The 23,211-nt window shown below is 63.2% G+C and carries 24 protein-coding genes; 13 read left to right on the top strand and 11 right to left on the bottom strand.

Going from position 1 to position 23,211, the window contains the following annotated elements; translation table 11 throughout:
* Window positions 1-49: 49 nt before the first annotated feature.
* A complete protein-coding gene (gene folB / locus AC1DPX_RS17965; protein ID WP_010909658.1) occupies window positions 50-409 on the top strand; it encodes a dihydroneopterin aldolase in 360 nt (119 codons plus the stop codon).
* Complete coding sequence (folK, locus tag AC1DPX_RS17960) at window positions 393-905, top strand: 2-amino-4-hydroxy-6-hydroxymethyldihydropteridine diphosphokinase (RefSeq protein WP_477238512.1); 513 nt, start codon at window positions 393-395, stop codon at window positions 903-905. The genes folB and folK overlap by 17 nt, the downstream gene beginning before the upstream one ends.
* Before the next feature lie 54 nt (window positions 906-959).
* Here folK and AC1DPX_RS17955 read toward each other — a convergent pair whose 3' ends face one another.
* The 4 genes from AC1DPX_RS17955 to AC1DPX_RS17940 all read right to left on the bottom strand — a co-directional run bounded on the left by AC1DPX_RS17955 (window position 960) and on the right by AC1DPX_RS17940 (window position 3,996).
* Window positions 960-1,247, bottom strand: coding sequence for a hypothetical protein (locus AC1DPX_RS17955; protein WP_477238510.1), 288 nt, complete (start codon window positions 1,245-1,247; stop codon window positions 960-962).
* Entirely contained in the window at window positions 1,219-1,509 is a 291-nt protein-coding gene (locus tag AC1DPX_RS17950) for a hypothetical protein (protein WP_477238508.1), read from the bottom strand. Before AC1DPX_RS17950 ends, AC1DPX_RS17955 begins: the two co-directional genes overlap by 29 nt.
* 90 nt (window positions 1,510-1,599) lie before the next feature.
* The gene (locus tag AC1DPX_RS17945) at window positions 1,600-2,145 is read right to left on the bottom strand and encodes a DUF924 family protein (RefSeq protein ID WP_477238506.1); all 546 of its coding nucleotides are present in this window, start codon (window positions 2,143-2,145) and stop codon (window positions 1,600-1,602) included.
* Window positions 2,146-2,160: 15 nt separating this feature from the next.
* Complete coding sequence (locus AC1DPX_RS17940) at window positions 2,161-3,996, bottom strand: monovalent cation:proton antiporter-2 (CPA2) family protein (RefSeq protein ID WP_477238504.1); 1,836 nt, start codon at window positions 3,994-3,996, stop codon at window positions 2,161-2,163.
* Between the two features lie 160 nt (window positions 3,997-4,156).
* On the opposite strand from AC1DPX_RS17940, the gene AC1DPX_RS17935 reads away from it, so the two are divergent.
* The 3 genes from AC1DPX_RS17935 (at window position 4,157) to AC1DPX_RS17925 (ending at window position 6,859) form a co-directional block, all read left to right on the top strand.
* The gene (locus tag AC1DPX_RS17935) at window positions 4,157-5,146 is read left to right on the top strand and encodes an AraC family transcriptional regulator (RefSeq protein ID WP_202354245.1); all 990 of its coding nucleotides are present in this window, start codon (window positions 4,157-4,159) and stop codon (window positions 5,144-5,146) included.
* 59 nt (window positions 5,147-5,205) lie between these two features.
* Entirely contained in the window at window positions 5,206-6,414 is a 1,209-nt protein-coding gene (locus tag AC1DPX_RS17930; protein ID WP_477238502.1) for an MFS transporter, read from the top strand.
* A gap of 178 nt (window positions 6,415-6,592) precedes the next feature.
* The gene (locus AC1DPX_RS17925; RefSeq protein ID WP_477238500.1) at window positions 6,593-6,859 is read left to right on the top strand and encodes a hypothetical protein; all 267 of its coding nucleotides are present in this window, start codon (window positions 6,593-6,595) and stop codon (window positions 6,857-6,859) included.
* 92 nt (window positions 6,860-6,951) lie between these two features.
* Here the strand turns inward: AC1DPX_RS17925 and AC1DPX_RS17920 are convergent, their stop codons facing one another.
* From AC1DPX_RS17920 to AC1DPX_RS17905, 4 genes are all read right to left on the bottom strand, one after another.
* On the bottom strand, window positions 6,952-7,503 hold the full coding sequence (locus AC1DPX_RS17920; RefSeq protein ID WP_202354248.1) for a hypothetical protein: 552 nt from the start codon (window positions 7,501-7,503) through the stop codon (window positions 6,952-6,954).
* Window positions 7,504-7,625: 122 nt separating this feature from the next.
* Window positions 7,626-8,717, bottom strand: coding sequence for a YcjF family protein (locus AC1DPX_RS17915; protein ID WP_477238498.1), 1,092 nt, complete (start codon window positions 8,715-8,717; stop codon window positions 7,626-7,628).
* Window positions 8,714-10,189, bottom strand: a complete 1,476-nt coding sequence (locus tag AC1DPX_RS17910) for a YcjX family GTP-binding protein (protein ID WP_477238496.1) — start codon at window positions 10,187-10,189, stop codon at window positions 8,714-8,716. The genes AC1DPX_RS17915 and AC1DPX_RS17910 overlap by 4 nt, the downstream gene beginning before the upstream one ends.
* 162 nt (window positions 10,190-10,351) lie before the next feature.
* Window positions 10,352-10,855 carry a SixA phosphatase family protein gene (locus tag AC1DPX_RS17905; RefSeq protein WP_202354251.1) on the bottom strand — a complete coding sequence of 168 codons (504 nt, stop codon included), beginning with the start codon at window positions 10,853-10,855 and terminating at the stop codon, window positions 10,352-10,354.
* A gap of 245 nt (window positions 10,856-11,100) precedes the next feature.
* Between AC1DPX_RS17905 and dksA the strand changes: the two genes are divergently transcribed.
* The gene (dksA, locus tag AC1DPX_RS17900; RefSeq protein WP_006202025.1) at window positions 11,101-11,517 is read left to right on the top strand and encodes an RNA polymerase-binding protein DksA; all 417 of its coding nucleotides are present in this window, start codon (window positions 11,101-11,103) and stop codon (window positions 11,515-11,517) included.
* A gap of 163 nt (window positions 11,518-11,680) precedes the next feature.
* On the opposite strand, the gene AC1DPX_RS17895 is transcribed toward dksA, so the two are convergent.
* Window positions 11,681-12,424, bottom strand: coding sequence for a hypothetical protein (locus AC1DPX_RS17895; RefSeq protein ID WP_477238494.1), 744 nt, complete (start codon window positions 12,422-12,424; stop codon window positions 11,681-11,683).
* 316 nt (window positions 12,425-12,740) lie between these two features.
* Between AC1DPX_RS17895 and cckA the strand changes: the two genes are divergently transcribed.
* Window positions 12,741-15,317 carry a cell cycle histidine kinase CckA gene (gene cckA / locus AC1DPX_RS17890; RefSeq protein ID WP_477238492.1) on the top strand — a complete coding sequence of 859 codons (2,577 nt, stop codon included), beginning with the start codon at window positions 12,741-12,743 and terminating at the stop codon, window positions 15,315-15,317.
* An 89-nt stretch (window positions 15,318-15,406) separates the two neighbouring features.
* Complete coding sequence (locus tag AC1DPX_RS17885; protein ID WP_477238490.1) at window positions 15,407-16,120, top strand: purine-nucleoside phosphorylase; 714 nt, start codon at window positions 15,407-15,409, stop codon at window positions 16,118-16,120.
* 57 nt (window positions 16,121-16,177) lie between these two features.
* Here the strand turns inward: AC1DPX_RS17885 and AC1DPX_RS17880 are convergent, their stop codons facing one another.
* Window positions 16,178-16,357, bottom strand: coding sequence for a hypothetical protein (locus AC1DPX_RS17880; protein WP_477238488.1), 180 nt, complete (start codon window positions 16,355-16,357; stop codon window positions 16,178-16,180).
* Window positions 16,358-16,447: 90 nt separating this feature from the next.
* Window positions 16,448-16,855: a hypothetical protein gene (locus AC1DPX_RS17875; protein WP_202354255.1), complete on the bottom strand. Its 408-nt coding sequence runs from the start codon at window positions 16,853-16,855 to the stop codon at window positions 16,448-16,450.
* A 313-nt stretch (window positions 16,856-17,168) separates the two neighbouring features.
* On the opposite strand from AC1DPX_RS17875, the gene urtA reads away from it, so the two are divergent.
* The 5 genes from urtA to urtE all read left to right on the top strand — a co-directional run bounded on the left by urtA (window position 17,169) and on the right by urtE (window position 22,953).
* Window positions 17,169-18,479, top strand: a complete 1,311-nt coding sequence (gene urtA / locus AC1DPX_RS17870) for an urea ABC transporter substrate-binding protein (protein WP_019858310.1) — start codon at window positions 17,169-17,171, stop codon at window positions 18,477-18,479.
* Window positions 18,480-18,587: 108 nt separating this feature from the next.
* Entirely contained in the window at window positions 18,588-20,204 is a 1,617-nt protein-coding gene (gene urtB / locus AC1DPX_RS17865) for an urea ABC transporter permease subunit UrtB (RefSeq protein WP_477238486.1), read from the top strand.
* Window positions 20,201-21,436, top strand: coding sequence for an urea ABC transporter permease subunit UrtC (gene urtC / locus AC1DPX_RS17860; RefSeq protein ID WP_477238484.1), 1,236 nt, complete (start codon window positions 20,201-20,203; stop codon window positions 21,434-21,436). Before urtB ends, urtC begins: the two co-directional genes overlap by 4 nt.
* 5 nt (window positions 21,437-21,441) lie before the next feature.
* Window positions 21,442-22,188 (top strand): urea ABC transporter ATP-binding protein UrtD, encoded by a 747-nt coding sequence (gene urtD, locus AC1DPX_RS17855; protein ID WP_202354258.1) that lies wholly within the window; start codon window positions 21,442-21,444, stop codon window positions 22,186-22,188.
* 69 nt (window positions 22,189-22,257) lie between these two features.
* On the top strand, window positions 22,258-22,953 hold the full coding sequence (gene urtE / locus AC1DPX_RS17850; RefSeq protein ID WP_477238482.1) for an urea ABC transporter ATP-binding subunit UrtE: 696 nt from the start codon (window positions 22,258-22,260) through the stop codon (window positions 22,951-22,953).
* Window positions 22,954-23,211: the final 258 nt, after the last annotated feature.

The following is a 23,211-nucleotide window of genomic DNA, read 5'->3' as shown; positions in this document are numbered from 1 at the left end:
TTTGTGCGTCCAAGCGGACGCACGTCGCTCTAGATCGGGACGCTGAGCCATGTATGTCATCCGCCTGAAGAACTGCGCCTTCTTTGCCCGGCATGGCGTGCTCGACGAGGAGGAGGCGCTCGGCCAGCGTTTCTATGTCGACGCGGTGCTGTCGGTCGAACCCGGGCGCGCGCTTGTCGACGACGCCATAGAGGAAACCGTCAACTACGGCATTGCTTTCACGGTGATCGAAAAGATCATCACCGGTGAGCGGCGATTCCTGATCGAGGCCCTGGCGATGGAAGTGGCAAAGGCGCTGACGGAGCGGTTTCCGCAGATCAGGCGGGCCGAAATCACCGTGCGCAAGCCGAACGCGCCGGTGCCTGGCGTGCTCGATTATGTCGAGGTGACCGTTGTCTGGCCCGAGTAACACCGTCTACCTCAGCCTTGGCGGCAATCTGGGCGATCCAGCGGCCTCGATGGCGGCGGCGCTGCGCATCCTCGACGCCGATGCGGACGCGCGCGTCACCGCCGTTTCCTCGCTTTACCGCACGCCGCCCTGGGGCAAGCTCGACCAGCCGGATTTCCTCAACGCCGCGGCCGAACTGTCGACCCGGCTCTCGCCGCGGGCGCTGCTCGACCTCTGCCTCGACGCGGAGCGGAAGCTGAAGCGGGTGCGTGAGGAGCGCTGGGGGCCGCGCCTGATCGATATCGACATTCTGGTATTCGGTGACCGCGTCATCCACGAGACCGGGCTGGAAGTGCCGCATCCGCGCATGCTGGAGCGCGCCTTCGTGCTGGCGCCGCTGGCCGAGATCGCGCCGGGCCTTGCCGTCGGCGGGCGAAGCGTGTCGGAGCGGCTCGGCGCCGTCAACGCCGCCGGCATCGAGCGGTTGCCGTCCGGCCGGGATTGGTGGCTGGTTTAGGGGCAATCTCAGTAATTGGCCGCAGCAGCTGGCCAAATGGCTGGAAGCCGTCGCTTAGTTTTCGACTACTATGGTCCCGTCGATGTCCCGGTAGACGAACAACTCGACGGCGTCGTGCTTTTGTCTGTCGATCGAGATCGTTAGGAAGTCATTGCTACCCAAATGGAGGGTAATCTCTTGATCGGTGGATGTAACGCGTTCGATATGTGATCCGCCTGCTGCGTCGCCTATGCGCAGCGAGACCTCTGTGTGAACGGTAAGCCCAGTACCGTCAGTGAAAATAACGGTGATCCCAAATCCCGGCTCGCTCTTTTCAATCGAGCGGATCGACTTGCCGATCATTCGTTCTCCGAAGGTTTGCATCGCACTCTTTCCGATCTGTGGTTGATGGAAGGCGAACCTTGGCGCGAGCAATCATCCATTCGACTACTTCAATGGGCACTCCTGGCTGACACAAAGTAATCGACATCTCCTCGTTGACATCTGAGAAGAAAATCTCGCCCACTATGTGCTTGTACTGGTCGACAAGCTCCAGATACATGCCATCACGCTGGACATCGCTGCCAATCGTGGCTTCATAGTTCTGTCCAGCCAACTCGACCATGTCACCAATATCCGCAAATGAGGTTCGGCTCGCAATGGTTTGAACGCTTCAGCGTGGCCAGGTGGCGCGCCAGAATCCGATGCTTGTCAATCAGCCGGAAAACCCACCCTCGTCCAGGAAATTCCGTTCCTCCGGCGTCGTCTCGCGGCCAAGCATTTTGTTCCGATGCGGAAAGCGGCCGAAGCGCTGGATGATGTCGCGATGCTCCAGCGCGTATTTCAGGTTGAACTCGGCTTTGGCGGTGTGCAGTTCGACCGAAATATCCTGGTCGGCCAGGTTTTCCGCATGTTCGAACGGCAGATACAGAAACACGCGGAGTTCCGGTTCCAGCGCCAGGTCATGCCCGGCAGCGACCGCCTTTTGAGCAAAATGCTTCGCCAGCGGGTCGGTGGCGTACATATGGCCGGTGCCGCGGAAGCAATTGCGCGGAAACTGGTCGAGCAGGATCATCAGCGCCAACGAACCTTCTGCATGGTCCGACCAGGTGTCGCATTCGCGCCGGGCCGCGGCGTAGTGCAGGTCGAGAAAGCGGTCGCGGAAATCGGCATCGAAAGCCTCGTTCTTCTCGAACCATGCATCCTCGCCGGCGTCGCGCCAGAATTTGGTGACCGACAGGGCCCTGCTGTCCAATTCCATGCGTATTCCTTTGGTTCAATCGGCTGTTTCGGATTTGTGCAGAACGCCGGCCGTCTCCTCGTTGAGGGCCTGACCTGGGCGGCGCGGCGTCGAGAGCGGTGTCGGAATCGGCGTGCCGATATTGCCCCGCAGGAAGCGTTGGCCGGCGCGGATGCCTTCGGCGAGCTGGGTTTCGAAACGGTCGGTGTCGCGGCGCCTGACGTCCTCGATCGTTTCCGCCACCTCTTCGGGATCGACGCCAAGCGATTCCAGCGCCGAGCCGCCGAAAACCAGCGCCGATTCGAAGGTCTCGCGCAACTGATAGTCGACGCCGGCGCGAATGAGTTGCAGCGCCGTGCCGCGGTCGAAAGCCCGGGCAAGCACGGTGAGCAGCGGAAATTCCGCCTTGATCAACTGGGCGATGCGAACGGCCACATCGGCCTTGTCGACGCAGATCAGCACGGCGCGCGCCCGGCCGGCGCCGGCCGCATGCAGGATATCCAGCCGCGTGCCGTCGCCATAATAGACCTTGAAGCCGAAATCGGCGGCCGCCTGAATCATCTCGACATCATTGTCGATGATCGACACGTCGATGCCGCGCAGTAGCAGCGGCTGGCTGGCGATCTGGCCGAAGCGGCCGAAACCGATGATCAGCACGCTGCCGGTCAGTCCGTCGGCGACATCGACGCCGTCGAGCGACTGCTCGTCGCGCGGGGTGACATAGCGCAGGGCGATGATCGCCAGCGGCGTCAGCACCATGGAGATGATGACGATTGCCGTCAGCGTCGCGTTGGCCTGGTTGTCGATGATGCCGACGGCGGCGGCGGCGGAGTAGAGGACGAAGGCGAATTCGCCGCCTTGCGCCATGAAGACCGCGCGTTCCATCGCTTCGCGATGGCCGGTCTTGAGGATGCGGGCGACGATGTAGATGCCAAGCGCCTTCATGACCATGTAGGCGACGACATAGACGGCGATCAGCCTCCAGTTCGCGGCCACCACATGCAGGTCGAGCGACATGCCGACCGCCAGGAAGAACAGGCCGAGCAGGATGCCGCGGAACGGCTCGATGTCGGCTTCGAGCTGATGGCGGAACGTCGATTCGGACAGGAGAACGCCGGCCAGGAAGGCGCCCATCGCCATGGACAGGCCGCTGAGCTGCATGGCSAGCGCCGATCCGAGCACGACCAGCAGTGCCGCGGCCGTCATCACCTCGCGGGCACGGGCATCCGCCAGGATGCGGAAGAAGGGATTGAGCAGATAGCGCCCCGCCAGCACGAGCCCGATGATCGCGGCAAGGCCGATGCCGACCTCGGTCAGCCGCTCCGACAGGCTGGTGTCGGCACCTCCGGGCGCCAGGAACGCTATCAGGGCCAGTAGCGGCACGATGGCCAGATCTTCCAAGAGCAGGATGGAGACGATGCGCTGGCCCTTCGGCGAGGCGATTTCGCCGCGTTCCTCGAGAAGCTGCATGACGATCGCCGTCGAGGTCAGCACGAAGCCGGCCCCGGCGACGAAGGATTGCGAAACCGGAAAACCGCCGGCCATTCCCACGCCGGTCAACAGGACCGCGCAGACCCCAACCTGCAGCGCGCCGAGTCCGAAGATTTCGCGCCGCAGGCCCCAAAGCCGCGACGGCTGCATTTCCAGTCCGATGATGAACAGGAACATGACGACGCCGAGTTCGGCGACGTGGAGGATGGCTCCCGATTCGGAAAAGATGCGAAGACCAAACGGACCGATCACCACGCCGGCGGCCAGATAGCCCAGGATCGAGCCGAGGCCCATGCGCTTGAAGATGGGGACGGCAACAACGCCCGCGGCAAGCAGCGCCACCACCTGAATGAGATCGCTGCCCGACGCTTCCGCTGCCATGCCTCTTGTCCCTATGTCCGACAGCACTCCTTGCATGCAGTTGGAGCGGGAGGCAAGGGTGGGGAGCCTGCCAGGACGGGTAGGTGCCGTTGAAGCGTCTCCCCTGGTGGAATAACTCTCTGCGGTTGTCTGTCGGACGATTGGTGTCTATATCGGCGGGATGACTATCCATTCGTCCCGGCCTTCTCCGCCGTCGCCTATTCCGATGGATGCGCTGAGCGAAGTCCTACAAGACTTTCGCTTGAGTGGCGTCAACTATGGCCGTTGCGAGCTCCGACATCCCTGGAGCATCGAGTTTCCGCAACAATCGCTGCTTCGTTTTCACTTTGTCGGTCGAGGTCCTTGCTGGATCCATACCGAAGCGCAAGGCTGGCAGGAGTTGCGCGATGGCGATCTGGCGTTGCTGCCGCAAGGCATCGCCCATCGGCTGGCCAGCGCGCCGGACGTTGTGGGCGGCTCGCTCGATGATTGCCGGGTAACCAAGGTGGGGAGCAACGTCTGCGAAGTCGTGCGGGAAGGCACGGGCGCGACGAGCACCCTTTTCTGCGGCTCAATGGCCTTAGGCGCCTGTGCTTTGAACCCATTGATCACACTGATGCCGCCTATCATCAAGGGGTGCGACGTAGCCGGCAATGACCCGGTGGTTGGTCCGTTGCTGGCGGCCATGACCGCGGAGGCCGCGCACCCGCAGATGGGCAGCGCCACGATTTTGTCGCGTATGGCGGACCTGCTGACAGCCCGGCTCATTCGCTGCTGGGTCAATTGTACCGGCGCTTCGACCACCGGTTGGCTCGCTGCCATCCGCGATCCCCATATTGGCCGCGCTCTGGCAGCCATGCACAGAGACCCCGGCCACAACTGGACGCTCGAAAGCCTCGCCAGCCTGGCAGGCCAATCGCGCTCGATTTTCGCCGAGCGCTTCAGCGCTGTGTTGGGAGAGGGTGCCGCACGCTATCTCGCCCGTTTGCGTATGCAGCTTGCCCGCGAGTTGTTGGGGCAAAACGGCTTGTCGGTGGCCGAGGTTGCCACCCGTTTGGGTTATGATTCCGAAGCATCCTTCGCTCGCGCCTTCAAGCGCATCACCAATGTCTCGCCGGGCGTTGTGCGTCGCACAATTCCCGGACGAATAGACATGAATTTCGGATTTTGAGATACATATCATCCGACAAGACTCGTTTATGAAGATCTCCAACCTCAGGAGATCTTTCCGTGACTGACACGACATTACAGCTTGAAGACGCGGCGATAGACATTGATGCGGCCGCGCCGGCCGCGTGGAACGCAACCACCTGGTTCGCGGTCATTTCATTGGCGGCCACCAGCTTTGCGCTGGTCTCGGCCGAGTTTCTGCCGGCAGGTCTGTTGACGCCAATGGCGCGCGATCTCGCCATCAGCGAGGGAACGGCCGGACAGGTCGTCACCGCCACCGCTTCTGTCGGGGCCGTGACGGCCATGTTGAGCAATGTTCTCATCGGCCGATTGAACCGCAAGACGGTGCTGGTTGGCCTCATGGCCCTCGCGGTCGCTTCCAATATTCTTGCGGCGCTGGCGCCCAATTTCTGGTTGCTGTTGCTGGGCCGGGCGGGGCTGGGGATCGCTCTCAGCGCTTTCTGGGCGCTCTCGGTCGCCGTCGTCGCGAGACTGGTTGGCGCCAATGCGACAGGTCGGGGTATGGCTATCGTCACCCTCGGCGTCTCACTCGCCACCATTGCCGCACCGTCGATGGGCGCGCTGATCAGCGACTGGCTGGGATGGCGCAGCGCCATGGCGATGACCGCGGGGCTGGCCTTGGTTGCCATGCTGCTGCAGTTGCTTAGCCTGCCGTCTCTGCCCGCAACGGCGAGCAATAGCCTTGGAGACGTCCTTCGACTGACACGGCGGCGTGGCATTCAACTTGGGATGCTCGCCATTCTTTTGCTGATGACGGGGCATTTTGCCGGTTCGGTCTATGTGCGTCCCTTTCTCGAACATGTGACGCTCCTTGCAACCGGGCCAATTGCCCTGGCTTTGCTCGGATTTGGTATCGCCGCAGTGATCGGCAATATTGCCGGTGGCCGTATGGCCGACGCCAATATCCGCGTGGCTCTCGTCGTTACCGCCGCATTGATGGCGTTTGCGGCGCTGGCACTGGTGCTTTGGGGCGTGCACATTGGCGTTGCCTTTGGCTTCGCCACGCTGTGGGGCTTCGCCTTCGGCATGGCGCCGGTGGTGCTGCCGACAAATCTGTCTCGCGCAGCGCCGGACGCGCTGGAAGCAGCGGGCAGCTTGATGGTCGCCTCTTTTCAGGTTGCCATCACCATCGGCGCGGTTGTCGGCGGCTATGCCGTGGACAGCTATGGCCCTACAGCGCCTTTGACCGTGACTGCTATCCTTGCCGCATCCACAGCCGTCTTGGCGCTGCTACAGCCGCACGACTAACTTGGCTATCGCTGACACGGCAGCCTGAATCCGGCCAGAGCAATATTGCAGGCGCGTTACACAAGTTTACGCGATGCGCGCGTTGCGTGTTGCCACAATCGAAGGCTAAGGACGCTCGGCTTCGGCCATTGGAGGGTGAGCGACGATCAAGTCGCGCCCTTTTGAGGAGATGACTGACATGAAGAAGTTTTTGCTTGTTGCCGTCGGCCTGGCGGCGCTTGCCGGTTCGGCCTGTTCGAAGGCGCCGGAATGCACGGCCGAGATCGCGACCAAGAAGGCGCAGGATATGGCCGCCGCGCTGCAGGAAGCGATCACCAAGGATCCGTCCAAGGCGGCTGACCTGACCGCCAAGGTCCAGGCAGTGACAACCAAGTACCAGGGCACCACGACACTCGCCGACGCCTGCAAGGCGTATGACGAGGTGACGGCCGCAATCAAGGGCTAAGCGCCTGATTCGACTGGTTCAAGGAGGCGGTGGCGATGGGCTGCCGCCTCTTTGCTTTTCGGGACGTGCCGGGCGCAGGCGCGATGACGCGCTCAGTTCGGGGTGATGGAGCCGACTTCCACGGCATCGACGCGCTTCAGGCTCATGCCGATGACCGGCACCAGTTGGTCCTGCACACGCACGGCAACCGTCACCGTCATCGAATTGTCGTCGGGAATGCGAGCCTGCATGACGCCACGCAACTGATTGCGGTTGATGGTGAAGACCACCTTGCGGGCATCGACGACGTTGCCGCCGATGATGTCGAGGCCGGCACCGGCTGAGCCACCCATGAAGGAGCCCTTGTAGTCGCGGCCTTTGCGCTCGATCTTGGCTGACATCGGCTGGGTGAACACGCCGACCCGGCAGCCGCCATCCAGCGTCATGCCCATCGTGCCATCCGGCGTGGAGCCGGTGAAGCTGCAGTTGAATTTCGTGCCCTTGTATTTGCCGGCGACGATTTCGCCCGGGCCGACCCATTTGCCTTCGGCCGACTGGAAGAACTGCTTATCCGGCTCTGTGGCGGAAGCCTCCGAGGCGAGGCCGACGACTGCTGTGATCGCAACGGCCAGGGGCAGGACGCTGGACAGAATTACGCTTTTCATCGACGACACCCGGCAACAAAGAGGCTGTTTGGAACCGGTTCGACCATGAAGAAGATTGGTTAACGCTTCGTCACTGCGGGGCCTCGAAACGGCAATCCGTTCCCGTCCCGAAGCGTAAAGCGCTATTTGCCGGAGCCTGTGGTTTCGGTGTCCTTCTTTGCCGCAAACGATGTCAATGCCGAGAGGAAATCGCCCAGCCCAGGGCGCTTCGCGGCGCTGAAGGGCAGGGGACGCGCGGTTTCCATCGCCGCTATGCCGATGCGCGCTGTCATCATGCCATTGACGACACCCTCGCCAAGCTTGGCCGACAGGCGCGCCGCCAGGCCATGGCCGACGATCTGCTGGACGAAACTGTCGCCGACGGCGATCGAGCCGGTGACGGCCAGATGCGCCAGCACGCTGCGCGCCAAGCGGAAAAACCCCAGCGTTCCCGGCCTTCCACCATAGAGTTCCGAGAGACGGCGAATGAGGCGTCCGGCCTCGAATATGACATAGGCGACATCGACGAGCGCACGTGGGCTGACCGCCGTCACCAGCGAGACGCGTTTGGCGGCCTCGAGAATCATCACCTTGGCCCTGGCGTCGAGGGGGCCGAGGATTTCCGCTTCGGCCAGGCGCACCAGATTGCCGCCGTCGATGATTTCGCCGCGCAGTTCGGCCAAAGCGCGCCGGCCGGCCGCGGTCTCGGGCTTGGCCGCGACGAAAGCCGAAAGCTCGTCGACCACCGATCGCGCCGCCTTGGGATCGTCGCGCGCGATGGCGTCGAGCGCGCGTTTTTGCAGTTTTTCGACTTCGGCAAGACGGGCGATCGCCAGGAATTCGCGTATCAGGATCACCACAAGTGCCAATAGGGCGCTCGCTGCCATGCCGGCGGCCAGCCAGCCCAGCCATTCGGCGCGGGCGAAGAGATCGCGGATCAGCTGGTCGGTCCACAGGCCGACAGCCAGCGAAGCCAGAACACCCATGGCGCCGAAGAAGATGCTGCCGAACAGCGAGCGTTTCCTGGGGGCGACCGCCGGCGGCGGCTCAGCGGCAACGATATCGGGTTCGTCGAAGACGTCGACTTCCGCCGGTATGACCAGCGCGCCATCGGCCTTCAACCCAAGCCCGCGTGGTTTGCGCGAGTGCTCGGCCTGGCGCGTCTTTGGCGTGTCTTGCGGTGGCGCGGCTTCCGGCTCGATGCGGAAGGCCGCCGGCTTGCGGGGCGCGGTCATGCCAGATGGTCTCCGATCAGGAACTGCAAGGCACGGTCGAGCCTGATATGCGGCAAAGACAGCGTGACCCCTTCGGCCGTGCGTTCGAGTTTTGGCGGCCGGAACCGGACAAAGCGGATTGCCGGGTCCGTGGCATCCTGTCTGTGGTCAGGTCCAGAGACATCGAACACCGCTTCAATCCTCTCCGGTAAATCACCGGGAAATATGGCGGTTTCGGTCTTTCCGTCGAATGTTTCACCATTGATCTTCTCGCCGCCGATCGGCGTGCCGATGATGACAGGCAAGGTTTCGCGGCCCTGCTTGACGGTGCCTTCGCGGGTTGCGCGCACCGCCGCCATGGCGACGACATCGACATCGGCGCCGGTGAAGTTCGCCCGCGCCACGGCGCGGTCGGCCAGACGCCGCACGATGGCCTGCAACCGGTCATGGCTTTCGTGGTGCAGGTGGTCGGCCTTGGTCGCGGCGACCAGGATCCGGTCGATGCGCCGCGAAAACAGATCGGTGAGGAAGCTGCCCCGGCCAGGGCGGAAACAGCTAAGGATCTCGGTCACGGCGCGCTCGAGGTCGGCCATGGCGCCCGGGCCGGCGTTCAGCGCCTGCATGGCGTCGATCAGCACGATCTGGCGGTCCAGGCGCGTGATGTGTTCGCGGAAGAAGGGTTTCACGACATGCGTCTTGTAGGCTTCGTAGCGCCTCTCCATCATGGCGTGCAGCGATCCAGGGCGCGGACGCCTGTCGAGGCCGGCCAGCGGCGCGAAGGTCAGCGCGGGCGAACCCTCGAGGTCGCCCGGCATCAGGAAACGGCCCGGCGGCAAGGTCGAAAGCGCGCGCTCGTCGAGCTTGCAGGCCTTGAGATAGGCGGCGAAGCTTTCGGCCAGGCGGCGTGCCGTCATCTCGTCGGCGTCGCCATTCGGGTCGATTTCGCCCGAGATCGCCCTCCAGGCCCGCGAAAGATCCTCGCGCACCGGCAAAGTGGCCATCTCCATGGCCTCGCGTGAAAAATCGGCGAAGGATTTGCCGAGCAGCGGCAGATCAAGCAGCCATTCGCCGGGATAGTCGACGATGTCGACCGAGAGTTTGCCTGAAGAGAACATACGGCTCCAGCCGGAGGCCGATTCGTATTCGATGGTCAGCCGCAGTTCCGAAATGGCGCGCGTGGAATCGGGCCAGACGCGGTCGTTGACCAATGCGGCGATATGATCCTCGTACTGGAAGCGTGGAACGGCATCGTCAGGCTGCTCTTCGAGGAAGGCGCGGGCGATGCGCCCGGATTTCTGCGCCTCGAACAGCGGCAGGCGGCCGCCATGGATCAGATTGTGAACCAGCGCCGAGATGAACACCGTCTTGCCGGCGCGCGAAAGGCCCGTAACACCCAGCCGCAGCGACGGAGAAAAAAGCCCGGTGGCGCGTCCCGACAGCGTATCGAGGGCAATTCTTGCCTCGTCGGTGAAGGTGGTCAGCGATGATGCCAAAATGTGAACTCTCGGGCTTGGGTCCGTCGGATATAGGCGTTGGAACCCGGCTTTGAAATGGCGCCGGAAATCGATGCCGAAGCAATTCCAGGAAAAGTGCGGAGCGGTTTTCCCGGGAAAAGCGCTTAGCGCTTTCCCTAGGAATTGCGCCAAAAGACGGGGTCAGAGATCGGCCGGTGTCAGGAACGCCTCGAGATAACCCGTTTCCTGGGCCGCTTTCGCCAGATCGTCGAGGAAACGCACGACCGCCAGGCCCGAGGTCGGGAAACCATGGTTGAGCATGGCTCGCGCCGCCTCGTCGCCATCGCCGGACACCGCCATGGCGAGATCCTCCGTCATCGGATTGTGGCCGATGACCAGCAGTGAACCCGGCCCGCCATGTTCCCGGATGAGGCGGAGATAGCCGGACGCGTCCTCGCTGTAGAGCGTGTCGAAAAACAAGACCTTGCCGGTGTCGGTCTGGCCGGCCAGACCTTCGAGCGTTTCCTTGGCGCGCCGGGCGTTGGAGCACAACGTCAGGTCGGGGATATAGCCGCGGGAGCGCATGGCGGCGCCCATCGTCTCGGCATCGGCGCGGCCGGATGCGTCGAGCGGTCGATCGAAATCGCGCATGCCGGGCAGCGCCCAGCCAGCCTTGGCGTGCCGCAACAGATAGAGCCTGCTCACCCAACCTCCGATGATGCCGAAGCCGCAGCGCGATTAGCCACAAGAAGGGCGCCGTGCACAATGGCCCGTGTTCTTCCGCGCAAAGAATCATGCGGCACTTTCTCCATCGAATCAGCGACATCTCGCTGCAACGGGTGCCGGCGGGGCACTTTAACAATTGCGTGAGTCGGTGGCTGATTGCGCTTGTGCAGGCGTCGGGTGGCGAATATATAAGCGCCAAATTTGGGGCAGTTTGGGTGAGTCGAATGAACGACATCGTTACCGCCGATTACGTACCCTCCGAGGACGAGCCGTTCATGAACGAACGGCAGAAATCCTACTTCCGCCTGAAGCTCGTCACCTGGAAAAATGACATATTGCGCGAAGCGCGCGAAACTCTCGAAATCCTGCAGCAGGAAAACGCCAACCATCCCGATCTCGCGGACCGCGCCTCTTCGGAAACGGACCGCGCCATCGAGCTCAGGGCCCGCGATCGTCAGCGCAAGCTCATCTCAAAGATCGATTCGGCGCTGCAGCGCATCGACGAAGGCACTTACGGCTATTGCGAGGAAACCGGCGAGCCGATCGCGCTGAAGCGGCTCGACGCCCGTCCGATCGCCACTCTGTCGATCGAAGCGCAGGAACGGCATGAGCGCCGCGAAAAAGTCTATCGCGACGACTGAGGTATTGCTTCTGGACTGCATCTCAAGGCAGTTACAGTGAAGTCATTGTCGAAAATGGCCGGGCTTCCCGGCCATTTTTTTGTTGGCGGCATCACAATCCGTCGCTGCAAGCGAAAGCAAACCCCGGCGAGATCGCCGGCCGGCGGGCCGCCTCAGGCGCCAATCATCTCTTCTGGCTTGAAAGCTCGCCCAGAAGCCTGGTCATTTCATCGTCGAGCGATTGCGGCGCCTTGGCCACCGGTTTGCCAACAGGGCCGCCGGAGCGCGGCTGGTCGAGCGAAACCTCCAGGTCCTTCATCAGTTCGTCGTCGATGCTCTCCTGCTTTGGCGGCGGTGGCGCCTGCCTGGCGGCATTGGCGTTGGCGGAGCCATAGGCTGGCAGCGGTGTGACGTTGGTCGATTGATAGGGTTGCGCAACCGGTTTCGGGGCGGGGGCGGGTGGCGGCGCTGCCGGGCGCGGGCGGGCAGGCGGCGGCGCCGCGGTTACCGGCTGCGGCGCCGGTCGTGCCGGTGCGGGAGCCGGTTGAGGCGGCCGCGGTTTTGCCGCCGGAGCCGCGGTGGCGGGGGCAGGCTGCAGGCCGCCATCTCCGGTCAGAGCCGGACGGCGCGGCGTGGCGAGGCGTATGTCGCGTTCGACGACGACGTCGGTCGGGCCGCCGATCAAAAGCAGATGTTCAATGTCATCGCGGCGCACCAGCACCAGCCGGCGATGGCTGTCGACGGCTGTGGCGTCCATGACGGCGAGCCGCGTCTTGCGGTTCCGGCCACCGGCGACAAACGTACCGAAAGTCAGGTTGCGCACGAGCCTGATGATGACGAGTACGATGACCAGCAGGATCAGCGCCGCGAAAGTCCACAGGAGTGCCGCCGCATAACCAGGGCCCGCCACGCTATCCAGCCACTGCATTGGTTTCCCCTGATCGGTTCGGAAAGTGACGCGACACTAGACCGTTGCGGCTGGCCACCGCAAGTTGCCTTTCACGCATCGTGAACAGCTTGAAACACGGCCGGCATCATTTTTATCTGACATTTGCCGCCCGGGCCTTTTCCGGACTGGGAGAATGTGATTCAACCGGCTAAAGCGGGTCGCGCTGAAGCGGATTCATGCGAAGCGCACTAGGTCCTTGTTTCGTGCGTGTCGTTTTCCCAAAATCGAAGTCACTTTTGGGCGACGTGCATTAGGGGCGGGCGTCGGGACATCGGACTTCACGAGCAGGGGGCATATGGCCAAGGAAGCGCGCGGCGATTTCTATCCGGTACCGATCGTCGACCAGAACACGCGACCGGGTGCGGTCACCCGGCTCATCATATTCATCGTCGTTCTGACGGGGGCCGCGATCGTCTTCGGCCTGTTCCGCGAGCGCCTCGGCGACCCGTTCCTGCTCGGCATGCTTGGCGTGCTGGCGATGATCGGCGTCGGCTTCCTGTTCGCGACCGCGATCGGCTTCGTGCAGGTTACGCCGCGCTCGACTGGCGATGAACTGTCCAAGGCGTTCGTCGATTCCATGGCGCAAGGTCTGCTGGTGACCGACACCAAGGGCCGCGTCGTCTACGCCAACCGCGCCTATGCCGACATGACCGGAGCTTCCTCGGCTGCCGACCTCAAGACGGTCGAGGCGCTGCTTTCGGATGTTCCCGAGGCCTCGGTGACGATTTACCGGCTGGCCTCCGGCCTGCGTGACGGACAGCCGGGCGACGGCGAGTTCCGGCTGGCGCAGTCGATCCGGCCCGGCGCCGAACCCGGAGCCCGCTGGTACCGGGCGCGCGCCCGCACCTTCAACGTTCCGGGCCAGCGCCTGCCGATGCTGGCCTGGCAACTCGCCGACATTTCGCAGGAGCGGGCCGAGCAGGAGCGTTTCTTCCTCGATCTGCAGAAGGCCATCGATCATCTCGACCACGCCCCGGCCGGATTCTTTTCCGCCGACCAGGACGGTCGTGTCACCTACATCAACGCCACGCTCGCGGAATGGCTGGGCATCGATCTCGCCAGTTTCACGCCAGGCGCGGTGACCTTGCCGGACATCGTCGCCGGCGACGGCATGGCGCTGGTGCGCTCGGTCAAGGCCGACCCCGGCACGACGCGTAACGCCGTCATCGATCTCGATTTGACGACGATGACGGGCGAGGCGCTGCCGGTGCGCTTCATGCATCGCGTTTCGGCCAGCCGCGAAGGGGTTGGCGGTCCGACGCGCACGATCGTGCTCAACCGCACGCAGGGCGAGGACGCCTCGGCCGATTTGCGCGCTTCGGAAGTGCGCTTCACCCGCTTCTTCAATTCGACGCCGATGGCGATCGCGGGTGTCGATGCCAGCGGGCGCATCCTGCGCACCAACGCACCGTTCCTGTCGCTGTTTTCCTCGGTCGTCGACCGGGATGCCGTGGATCGCCGCGTGCGGCTCGATACGGTGATCCATGAGCGCGAGCGGCCGGCCTTTGCCGCCGCATTCGAGAAGGCCCGGCAGCGGCAGGCCGACATCGAGCCGATCGACACCGTGCTGCCAGGCAATGAAGAGCGGCACATCCGCTTCTACGTCAATGCCGTCGCCGACGGCACGGGCGGCGAGGGCGCCGAGGAATCGGCCATTGTCTACGCCGTCGAGACGACCGAGCAGAAGGCGCTCGAAGGGCAGATGGCGCAAAGCCAGAAGATGCAGGCGGTCGGGCAACTCGCCGGCGGCATCGCCCACGACTTCAACAATGTGCTGACCGCCATCATCATGGCGTCGGACCTGCTGTTGACCAATCACCGGCCGTCGGACCCGTCCTTCCCCGACATCATGAACATCAAGCAGAACGCCAACCGGGCGGCTTCGCTGGTCAGGCAGTTGCTGGCCTTCTCGCGCAAACAGACGCTGCGGCCGGAAGTGCTGAATCTCACCGACGTGCTCGCCGATCTCAGGATGCTGCTTGCTCGCCTGGTCGGCAACGACATCAAGCTGAAGATCGACCACGGCCGCGACCTGTGGCCGGTCAAGGTCGATATCGGTCAGTTCGAGCAGGTGGTGGTCAACCTGGCGGTCAATGCGCGCGACGCGATGCCCGCCGGCGGCGATCTCACCGTGCGCACCCGCAACGTCACCGCCGAGGAATGCAAGACCTTTTCTTATCGCGAGCTCGCCGCGGCCGACTATGTGGTGGTCGAGGTCGAGGACACCGGCAGCGGCATCGCGCCGGATGTGTTGAAGAAGATCTTCGAGCCGTTCTTCACCACCAAGGAGGTCGGCAAGGGCACGGGCCTTGGCCTGTCCATGGTCTACGGCATCATCAAGCAGACCGGCGGCTTCATCTTCTGCGATTCCGAGGTCGGCAAGGGATCGACCTTCCGCATCTTCCTGCCGCGTCATATCGCGGAAGCAAAGAAGGCGCTCGAACCCGGTGACGCGCCGAGTGCGGCGCCGGTGAAACCGGTCGACAGCACCAAGGACCTGTCCGGGTCAGCCACGGTGCTGCTGGTCGAGGACGAGGATGCCGTGCGCATGGGCGGCATGCGGGCGCTGACCTCGCGCGGCTATACGGTGCACGAGGCGTCCTCCGGCGTCGAGGCGCTGGAAGTGTTCGAGGCGCTCGGCGGCAAGGTCGACATCGTCGTTTCGGACGTGGTCATGCCGGAGATGGACGGGCCGACCCTGCTTGGCGAGTTGCGCAAGCGCCAGCCCGACATCAAGTTCGTCTTCGTGTCCGGCTATGCCGAGGACGCATTCGCCAGGAACCTGCCGGCCGACGCGCATTTCGGCTTCCTGCCGAAGCCGTTCTCGCTCAAGCAACTGGCGACGATCGTCAAGGATATGTTGGAGTCCTAATTTAGCCTCTTCCGATGCCCCGTCTTGCACAACGCCCTGACAGCGCCATGATTGCGGGCGAGAGGGCAAGCGGGCTTTGGGGGCAGCGATTGACGATACACATAGAGGCAAACAAGGGCGATTACGCCGAAACGGTGCTGTTGCCGGGTGACCCGCAGCGCGCCGAATGGATGGCGCATACGTTTCTCGACGCGCCGCGCTGCGTCAATCGCCGGCGGGGCGCTCTCGGCTTCACCGGCCTTTATCGCGGCCAACCCATCAGCATCCAGGCGACGGGCATCGGTGTCTCATCGTTCCTGATCTATGCCCATGAATTGCTCGACTATTATGGCATCCGAACACTGATCCGCACCGGGACCTGCGGCGGCCTGAGCGCCGAGGTAAAGCTGCGCAGCCTGGTGATCTCGCAATCGGCACACCCGGAAAACGCCGAGAACGGTAAGGTCTTTGGCCTTTACGACGCCGATGCCAGCCCGGATCCAGGCCTGCTCGCTCGTGCAATGGCCACGGCAGCCGAACTCGGCATCGACCACCACGCCGGTCTGACGGCCTGCACCGACATATTCTACCATCCCGAAGCGAGCATCCGTTATGCCGAGGCAAGGGCGTTTGGAGCGCTGGCCGTGGACATGGAAACCAGCGCGCTCTACCGCATCGCGGCGCATTTCGGCGCGAGGGCGTTGTCGCTGCTGACCGTCGTCGACAATCTGGTTACCGGCGAACAGGCCGACTATTCCGAACGCCAGGCGCTTTTCACAGATATGAGCCGGCTGGCGCTCGAAACCGCTTGGGAAGAGCGCTAGGCCGCTTTCCGCCGGCGCGGGACCCGACGAGGTTCCGCGCCTTTGGACCTCGCAGTCTCACACCCCAACCGGCTGGCCGTCCTTGCGGCGGATCGCGACCACCGATGGCCGGGGCGGCTGGCCATCCTTGAAATCCGGCCACAGCGACTGCGCCTTGTCGAGCGTTTCGGCATCCTCGGAGGGATGCTGGACCGAAAGGAACAGCGTCGCACCGTCCGGCGTGAAGTGACGGCGCACCGCTGCCTATCCAGCTTCGGCAACACCCAGATGACACGAGAAGGCGGACACGGCTTGCAGGCCGTACGGCGGCGCCGTTTGAGGGAAGGCCTAAGGATTGCTTCCCCGGGTGCAGGTCGAGGCGGTGAAGGCACCGTCAGGCTGCTTCATGATGATGTCGAAGGAGGGCGGGTTCTGGCCGTCCAGCGTTGCCTGGGTCATCGACAGCGAGTTGCCGCCGGCGGTGTAACCGCCGAGCGGTCCCAGCCAGGAGATCTCGCCGTTTGCATTCATCTGATAGTTGTAAGCCTGCTGGGCGGTGCCGAAGGTGACAGGGCCCGTATAGACGTTCCCCTTGATGGTGATATCTCCGAGGTCGAGGAACATGCCGAGCAGGTAGACTTCGCAGTGATAGGTGCCGTCAGGCATCTTGCCGTCGCTGAAATCGGCCCGTGCGGCGCCGGTCGTTGCCGCCAGAAGCATTGTGCCGATAAAAATGCATGAAATCAGGGATGGCATGACGTCGCTCGGTTGAGCAGGGAGCTTGCCCTATTTTTGCGTTGTGCCGCAACATTTGTCGTCCCCGCCTCACGCGTGCAGTCCAAAATGTAGGCATCTGATGAAATTGGGCAAAAATTAGGCAGACACTGTGTGCGCTGCGCAAATTTCCCTCAACCAATTTTTAACCGGCTCTCTTTGATCTGTTCAATCTAATATAATAACTATCTGATAATGTTCGGCTATTCGCCATTTTCAAGCGTCCCGGCAGCGGTTGGCATGCGGGTTGCATTGTATTGTTGCGGTGCAATCAACCAGCTTGGGAGTCTTCCGCATGAGGGGTAATTTCTCGACAATAACAAAAATGTTTTCGGCGAGCGTGGTTGCCGCCGGCCTGCTGATGTCGGCTCCCGCCAGGGCGGCCGACGATACGATCAAGGTCGGCATTCTCCATTCGCTGTCGGGGACCATGGCGATTTCGGAGACGACGCTGAAGGACGCCATGCTGATGCTCATCGATGAGCAGAACGCCAAGGGCGGCCTGCTCGGCAAGAAGCTTGAAGCCGTCGTCGTCGATCCGGCTTCCAACTGGCCGCTGTTCGCCGAAAAGGCGCGCGAGCTGATTTCAAAGGACAAGGTCGCGGCGGTGTTCGGCTGCTGGACCTCGGTGTCGCGCAAGTCGGTGCTGCCGGTGTTCTCCGAGCTCGACAACATCCTGTTCTATCCCGTCCAGTATGAGGGCGAGGAAAGCGAGCGCAACGTGTTCTACACGGGTGCCGCACCCAACCAGCAGGCCATTCCGGCTGTCGACTATCTGATGAGCGAGGATGGCGGCTCGGTGAAGCGCTGGGTGCTGGAAGGCACCGACTACGTCTATCCGCGCACCACCAACAAGATCCTCGAAGCCTATCTGAAGGCCAAGGGCGTCGCGGCCGAGGACATCATGGTCAACTACACGCCGTTCGGCTTCTCCGACTGGCAGACCGAAGTCTCGGCGATCAAGAAGTTCGGCTCGGCCGGCAAGAAGACCGCCGTCGTCTCGACCGTCAACGGTGACGCCAATGTGCCGTTCTACAAGGAACTCGGCAACCAGGGCATCAAGGCCGAGGACATCCCGGTCATGGCCTTCTCGGTCGGCGAGGAAGAACTGGCCGGTCTCGACACCGCGCCGCTGGTCGGCCATCTTGCCGCGTGGAACTACTTTGAGAGCGTCGACACGCCGGAAAACAAGAAGTTCATCGCCGACTGGCACAAGTTCATCAAGAACGACAAGCGCACCACCAACGACCCGATGGAAGCCCACTATATCGGCTTCAACATGTGGGTGAAGGCGGTCGAGAAGGCTGGCACCACCGATCCCGACAAGGTCATCGACGCCATGATCGGCGTTTCGGTGCCGAACCTGACCGGCGGCTATTCGACGATGATGCCGAACCATCACATCACCAAGCCGGTGCTGATCGGCGAAATCCAGGCCGACGGCCAGTTCGAGACGGTTTCGCGCACGCCGGGCCTGGTCATGGGCGACGAATGGTCCGACTACCTGCCGGACTCCAAGGACCTGATCTCCGATTGGCGCAAGCCTCTGTCGTGCGGCAACTTCAACGTTGCCACCGGCAAGTGCGGCGGCAAGGGAACGAACTGATCCTCCCCGGACTGGACCTTCGGGTCCATGTCCAAGACCGCGCGCGTCCGGACGGTTTCCTCCACCGTCCGGACGCCCAATTCAACCCTTCAAGGTCGCCTGAAGCCGATGAGCCTGCTCCGCACGATTGGCCTGATGCTGCTGTTCCTGCTGGCGACGCTGTCGTCGTCGGGCGCGGCGGAAGCCGATCTGCGTGGTATCATCGCCAAATTCGCGGCGGCCAAGGGGTTTTCCGAGATCGGAGCCGTCGTTCATGAACTGGCGGCCACCGGCGATCCGGCCGTCGAGCGGCCGCTTGCCGCGCTCGCCGACGGCAATCTCTATATCCATAAGGCCGATTCCCTGGTCTTCGTCGGCAAGGAAGCCGGYGAAGGCGTCCAGCTTTCCGACCCGCTAAGCGGCGAGGCATCCGGCGAGGCGGCCAAGGACGAGATCACCAAGATCAAGGTCAACAACACGCTGCGCCGCGTCATCCGCGATGCGCTGGGCACGTTGACGCTCGGCGCCAAGGACCCGACTGTCCGCATCGCCGCCGCCGACACCATGTTCAAGACGCCGGACGCGGCCAATGTCGAGCCGCTCGACGCGGCGATCGCCAAGGAGACGGTTGCCAGCGTCAAGGCTCTGCTCGAACAGGCCCGCGCCGCCTCGGTTCTCGTCTCGGATCGGCCTGAAGCCGACAAGCTGGCGGCCATTGCGCTGATCGGCGCGCGCGGCGACCGTGACGCGGTGTCATTGCTCACTTCGGTCGAGGCCAACACCTCGGGCGCGGTGAAGGAAGCCGCGACGGCCGCGATCGCCAACATCAATTCGACATTGGCGCTTTGGGATGCCGGGCAGAACATCTGGTACGGCATTTCGCTGGGCTCGGTGCTGCTGCTCGCGGCGATCGGGCTTGCCATCACCTTCGGTGTCATGGGCGTCATCAACATGGCGCATGGCGAGATGGTGATGCTCGGCGCCTACACGACCTTCGTCGTCCAGCAGGTGATCCGCACGTCCTTTCCCGGCCTGTTCGACTGGTCGCTGGTGATCGCGCTGCCGCTTGCCTTCCTGGTTGCTGCACTCGTCGGCCTCGCGATCGAACGCGGCGTCATCCGTTTCCTCTATGGCCGGCCGCTCGAGACGCTGCTGGCGACGTGGGGCGTGTCGCTGATCCTGCAGCAGGCTGTCCGTTCGATCTTCGGGCCGACCAACCAGGAGGTTGGCAATCCTTCCTGGATGTCGGGTTCGTTCGATATCGGCCAGCTGGCCATCACCTGGAACCGTCTGTGGATCCTGGTCTTCGCGCTCACCGTGTTCGGCGTGCTGCTCTATGTCATGAAGCGCACGCCCTGGGGGCTGCAGATGCGCGCCGTCACCGCCAACCGGCGCATGGCAGCCTCGATGGGCATCAGGACGCCGTGGGTCGACGCGCTGACCTTCGCGCTCGGATCCGGCATTGCCGGCATTGCCGGTGTCGCGCTCAGCCAGATCGACAATGTCTCGCCCAATCTCGGCCGCGGCTACATCATCGACAGCTTCATGGTCGTTGTCTTCGGCGGCGTCGGCAATCTGTGGGGCACGCTGGTCGGCGCGTTTTCCCTGGGCATCGTCAACAAGTTCCTCGAGCCCTATGCGGGCGCCGTGCTCGGCAAGATCGTCGTGCTGGTGCTGATCATCCTGTTCATCCAGAAGCGCCCGCGCGGCTTGTTCGCGCTGAAGGGCAGGGCGGTGGAAGCATGATCACGGGACGCTTCTTCGCCGCCGGCGCGGATCGCCGCATCGCCATCACCATCTTTATCCTGCTGGCCGCGGCCATTGTCGTGCCGCTGCTCAACCTGGCGGTATCGCCGATCAGCGCCTTCTACGTCCCGGCCTATATCGTGGCGCTGACCGGCAAATATCTCTGCTACGCGCTGCTGGCGCTCGCCCTCGACCTGGTCTGGGGCTATTGCGGCATCCTTTCGCTCGGCCATGGCGCCTTCTTCGCGCTCGGCGGCTATGCGATGGGCATGTATCTGATGCGCCAGATCGGCTCGCGCGGCGTCTATGGCAACCCGATCCTGCCTGACTTCATGGTGTTCCTGAACTACAAGGAATTGCCCTGGTTCTGGTATGGCTTCGACCATTTCTGGTTCGCGGCGATCATGGTGCTGGCGGTGCCCGGCCTGCTTGCCTTCGTCTTCGGCTGGTTCGCCTTCCGCAGCCGCGTCACCGGCGTCTATCTCTCCATCATCACCCAGGCGATGACCTATGCGCTGCTGCTCGCCTTCTTTCGCAACGATATGGGTTTTGGCGGCAATAACGGCCTGACTGATTTCAAGGATATTCTGGGCTTCAATGTGCAGGCCGACGCGACGCGCTCGGCGCTGTTCGCGGCCAGCGCGGTGATGCTGGCGCTCGCCGTGTTCATCACCTGGGCGATCGTCGGCTCCAAATACGGCAAGCTCCTGATGGCGGTGCGCGACGCCGAGAGCCGCACGCGCTTCCTCGGCTGGCGGGCGGAGAACGTGAAACTGTTCGCCTTCACCGTCTCGGCCGTCATGGCCGGCATTGCCGGCGCCCTCTACGTGCCGCAAGTCGGCATCATCAATCCCGGTGAGTTCGAACCGTCCAATTCGATCGAGGTGGTGATCTGGGCGGCCGTCGGCGGTCGCGGCACCATCGTCGGCCCGATCGTCGGCGCGCTGCTGGTCAATGCCGGCAAATCCTGGTTCACCGGCGTGCTGCCGGAATTGTGGCTGTTTGCGCTGGGCGGCCTGTTCGTCGCCGTCACCTTGCTCTTGCCGAAAGGCATCATCGGCATGTGGGACAGCTGGCGCGGCAATGCCAGGGCGTTGCGCGCGGCTTCCGTCGCCGAGGAGGCCGGCACCAAGGTTGCCGTGGCATCCGCGACCTCGAAGCCCGCCCGCTCGCCGGCGAGGAATCCAGGCGAATGGTCCTGGTCCGACCCTGAACCGCAGGCGGCGGAGTAGCGGCCATGAGCAAGTCGAACACCATTCTCTATCTTGACGGCGTCTGCGTCTCCTTCGACGGTTTTCGCGCCATCAACAATCTGTCGCTGGTGCTCGACAAGGGCGAGATGCGCGCCATCATCGGCCCCAACGGCGCCGGCAAGACGACGATGATGGACATCGTCACCGGCAAGACGCGGCCCGACGAGGGCGAAGTGTTCTTCAACGGCCAGGTGGATCTCACCAGGCATGACGAGGCCGAGATCGCCATGATGGGCATCGGCCGCAAATTCCAGAAGCCGACGGTCTTCGAAAGCCACACGATCGAGGACAATCTGATGCTGGCGCTGAAGGGGCCGCGTTCGATCTTCCCGGCGCTGTTCCACCGCCGCTCGGCGGCCGAGGCACGGCAGATCGACGACATTCTCGGCATCATCCGGCTGGGCGACAAGCGCCATGAGCTGGCCGCCAATCTCAGCCACGGCCAGAAACAGTGGCTGGAGATCGGCATGCTGCTCGCGCAGGACCCAAAACTGCTTTTGGTCGACGAGCCGGTCGCGGGCATGACCGATGCGGAAACCGAGGAGACAGCGCGGCTGCTCAAGGACATTGCGCGTGACCATTCGGTGATCGTCGTCGAGCACGACATGCATTTCGTGCGCGAACTCGGCGTCAAGGTCACCTGCCTGCACGAAGGCTCGGTGCTGTCGGAAGGCACGCTCGATTTCGTCTCGGCCGACGAGCGTGTCGTCGAAGTCTATCTGGGGAGATGAGCATGGTCTGGCGCGTTCAATTCCATCGCTTCGATCTGTCGTTTCTCCGGTTCTGGAGAAGGCGCTGACATGCTCGAAGTTTCAAACGTCACGCTCCACTACGGCGCCGCCCAGGCGCTGCGCGGCGTTTCGCTGAAGGCGGGCGCCGGCAAGATCACTTGCGTGCTCGGCCGCAATGGCGTCGGCAAGACCAGTTTGATGAGATCGATCGTCGGCCACCACCGGCTGACGAGCGGAAGCGTTGCCTTCGAGGGGAAGGCGCTCGACCGGAGCGCGGCGTATGACCGCGCCCGGTCGGGCATCGCATTCGTGCCGCAGGGCAGGGAGATATTCCCCCTGCTCACGGTGCGCGAAAACCTGGAATCGGGTTTTGCGCCTCTGAAGCGCGCCGACCGCAACGTGCCGGCGCATGTCTTCGAGCTGTTTCCGGTGTTGAAGCAGATGCTTGGCCGCCGTGGCGGCGATCTTTCGGGCGGTCAGCAACAGCAGCTGGCCATCGGCAGGGCGCTGGTGATGCGGCCGAAGCTGCTGGTGCTGGATGAACCCACCGAAGGCATCCAGCCGTCGATCATCAAGGATATCGGCCGCGCCATCCGCTATTTGCGCGACCAGGCTGGTATCGCCGTGCTGCTGGTCGAACAATATCTCGACTTCTGCCGCGAACTCGCCGACGAGGTCAACATCATGGACCGCGGCCAGATCGTCCATACTGGTCCGGCGGAAGATCTGGACCGGGCTGATGTCCGCAAGTTCCTTACCGTCTAGAATCAGTGCCGGACTTCGGCTGGCGATCCAAAGTTCCTGGCAACTCCAATATTTCTTGCATCCGGTCTTCTGCATCTCTGGCGCGCGCAATGCCGCATGCTAGTCTTTTGTTGGCTTTGTGAGTCGGCCGCTTCCGTATCAGTCTGGTTATCGCAGATCGAGGGCGCGGCGAAGGCCGGGCAAGTTCCACGCAAGCAAGGCTTCCTAGCTTCCCTCCTGCGATCTTTGTCGTTCAAACGCGTTTGGGCACACAGGCTA

Source organism: Mesorhizobium sp. 01N446, assembly GCF_056399285.1.
Note: the sequence above shows the minus strand (reverse complement) of the source record. Positions and strands in the feature narration are given on the sequence as shown.

Coding starts and splice junctions, on each gene's coding strand:
- folB (WP_010909658.1), top strand. CDS start 50: ATGTATGTCATCCGCCTGAAGAACTGCGCCTTCTTTGCCCGGCATGGC.
- AC1DPX_RS17955 (WP_477238510.1), bottom strand. CDS start 1,247: ATGATCGGCAAGTCGATCCGCTCGATTGAAAAGAGCGAGCCGGGATTT.
- AC1DPX_RS17950 (WP_477238508.1), bottom strand. CDS start 1,509: ATGGTCGAGTTGGCTGGACAGAACTATGAAGCCACGATTGGCAGCGAT.
- AC1DPX_RS17945 (WP_477238506.1), bottom strand. CDS start 2,145: ATGGAATTGGACAGCAGGGCCCTGTCGGTCACCAAATTCTGGCGCGAC.
- AC1DPX_RS17935 (WP_202354245.1), top strand. CDS start 4,157: ATGACTATCCATTCGTCCCGGCCTTCTCCGCCGTCGCCTATTCCGATG.
- AC1DPX_RS17925 (WP_477238500.1), top strand. CDS start 6,593: ATGAAGAAGTTTTTGCTTGTTGCCGTCGGCCTGGCGGCGCTTGCCGGT.
- AC1DPX_RS17920 (WP_202354248.1), bottom strand. CDS start 7,503: ATGAAAAGCGTAATTCTGTCCAGCGTCCTGCCCCTGGCCGTTGCGATC.
- AC1DPX_RS17915 (WP_477238498.1), bottom strand. CDS start 8,717: ATGACCGCGCCCCGCAAGCCGGCGGCCTTCCGCATCGAGCCGGAAGCC.
- dksA (WP_006202025.1), top strand. CDS start 11,101: ATGAACGACATCGTTACCGCCGATTACGTACCCTCCGAGGACGAGCCG.
- AC1DPX_RS17895 (WP_477238494.1), bottom strand. CDS start 12,424: ATGCAGTGGCTGGATAGCGTGGCGGGCCCTGGTTATGCGGCGGCACTC.
- cckA (WP_477238492.1), top strand. CDS start 12,741: ATGGCCAAGGAAGCGCGCGGCGATTTCTATCCGGTACCGATCGTCGAC.
- AC1DPX_RS17875 (WP_202354255.1), bottom strand. CDS start 16,855: ATGCCATCCCTGATTTCATGCATTTTTATCGGCACAATGCTTCTGGCG.
- urtA (WP_019858310.1), top strand. CDS start 17,169: ATGAGGGGTAATTTCTCGACAATAACAAAAATGTTTTCGGCGAGCGTG.
- urtC (WP_477238484.1), top strand. CDS start 20,201: ATGATCACGGGACGCTTCTTCGCCGCCGGCGCGGATCGCCGCATCGCC.
- urtD (WP_202354258.1), top strand. CDS start 21,442: ATGAGCAAGTCGAACACCATTCTCTATCTTGACGGCGTCTGCGTCTCC.
- urtE (WP_477238482.1), top strand. CDS start 22,258: ATGCTCGAAGTTTCAAACGTCACGCTCCACTACGGCGCCGCCCAGGCG.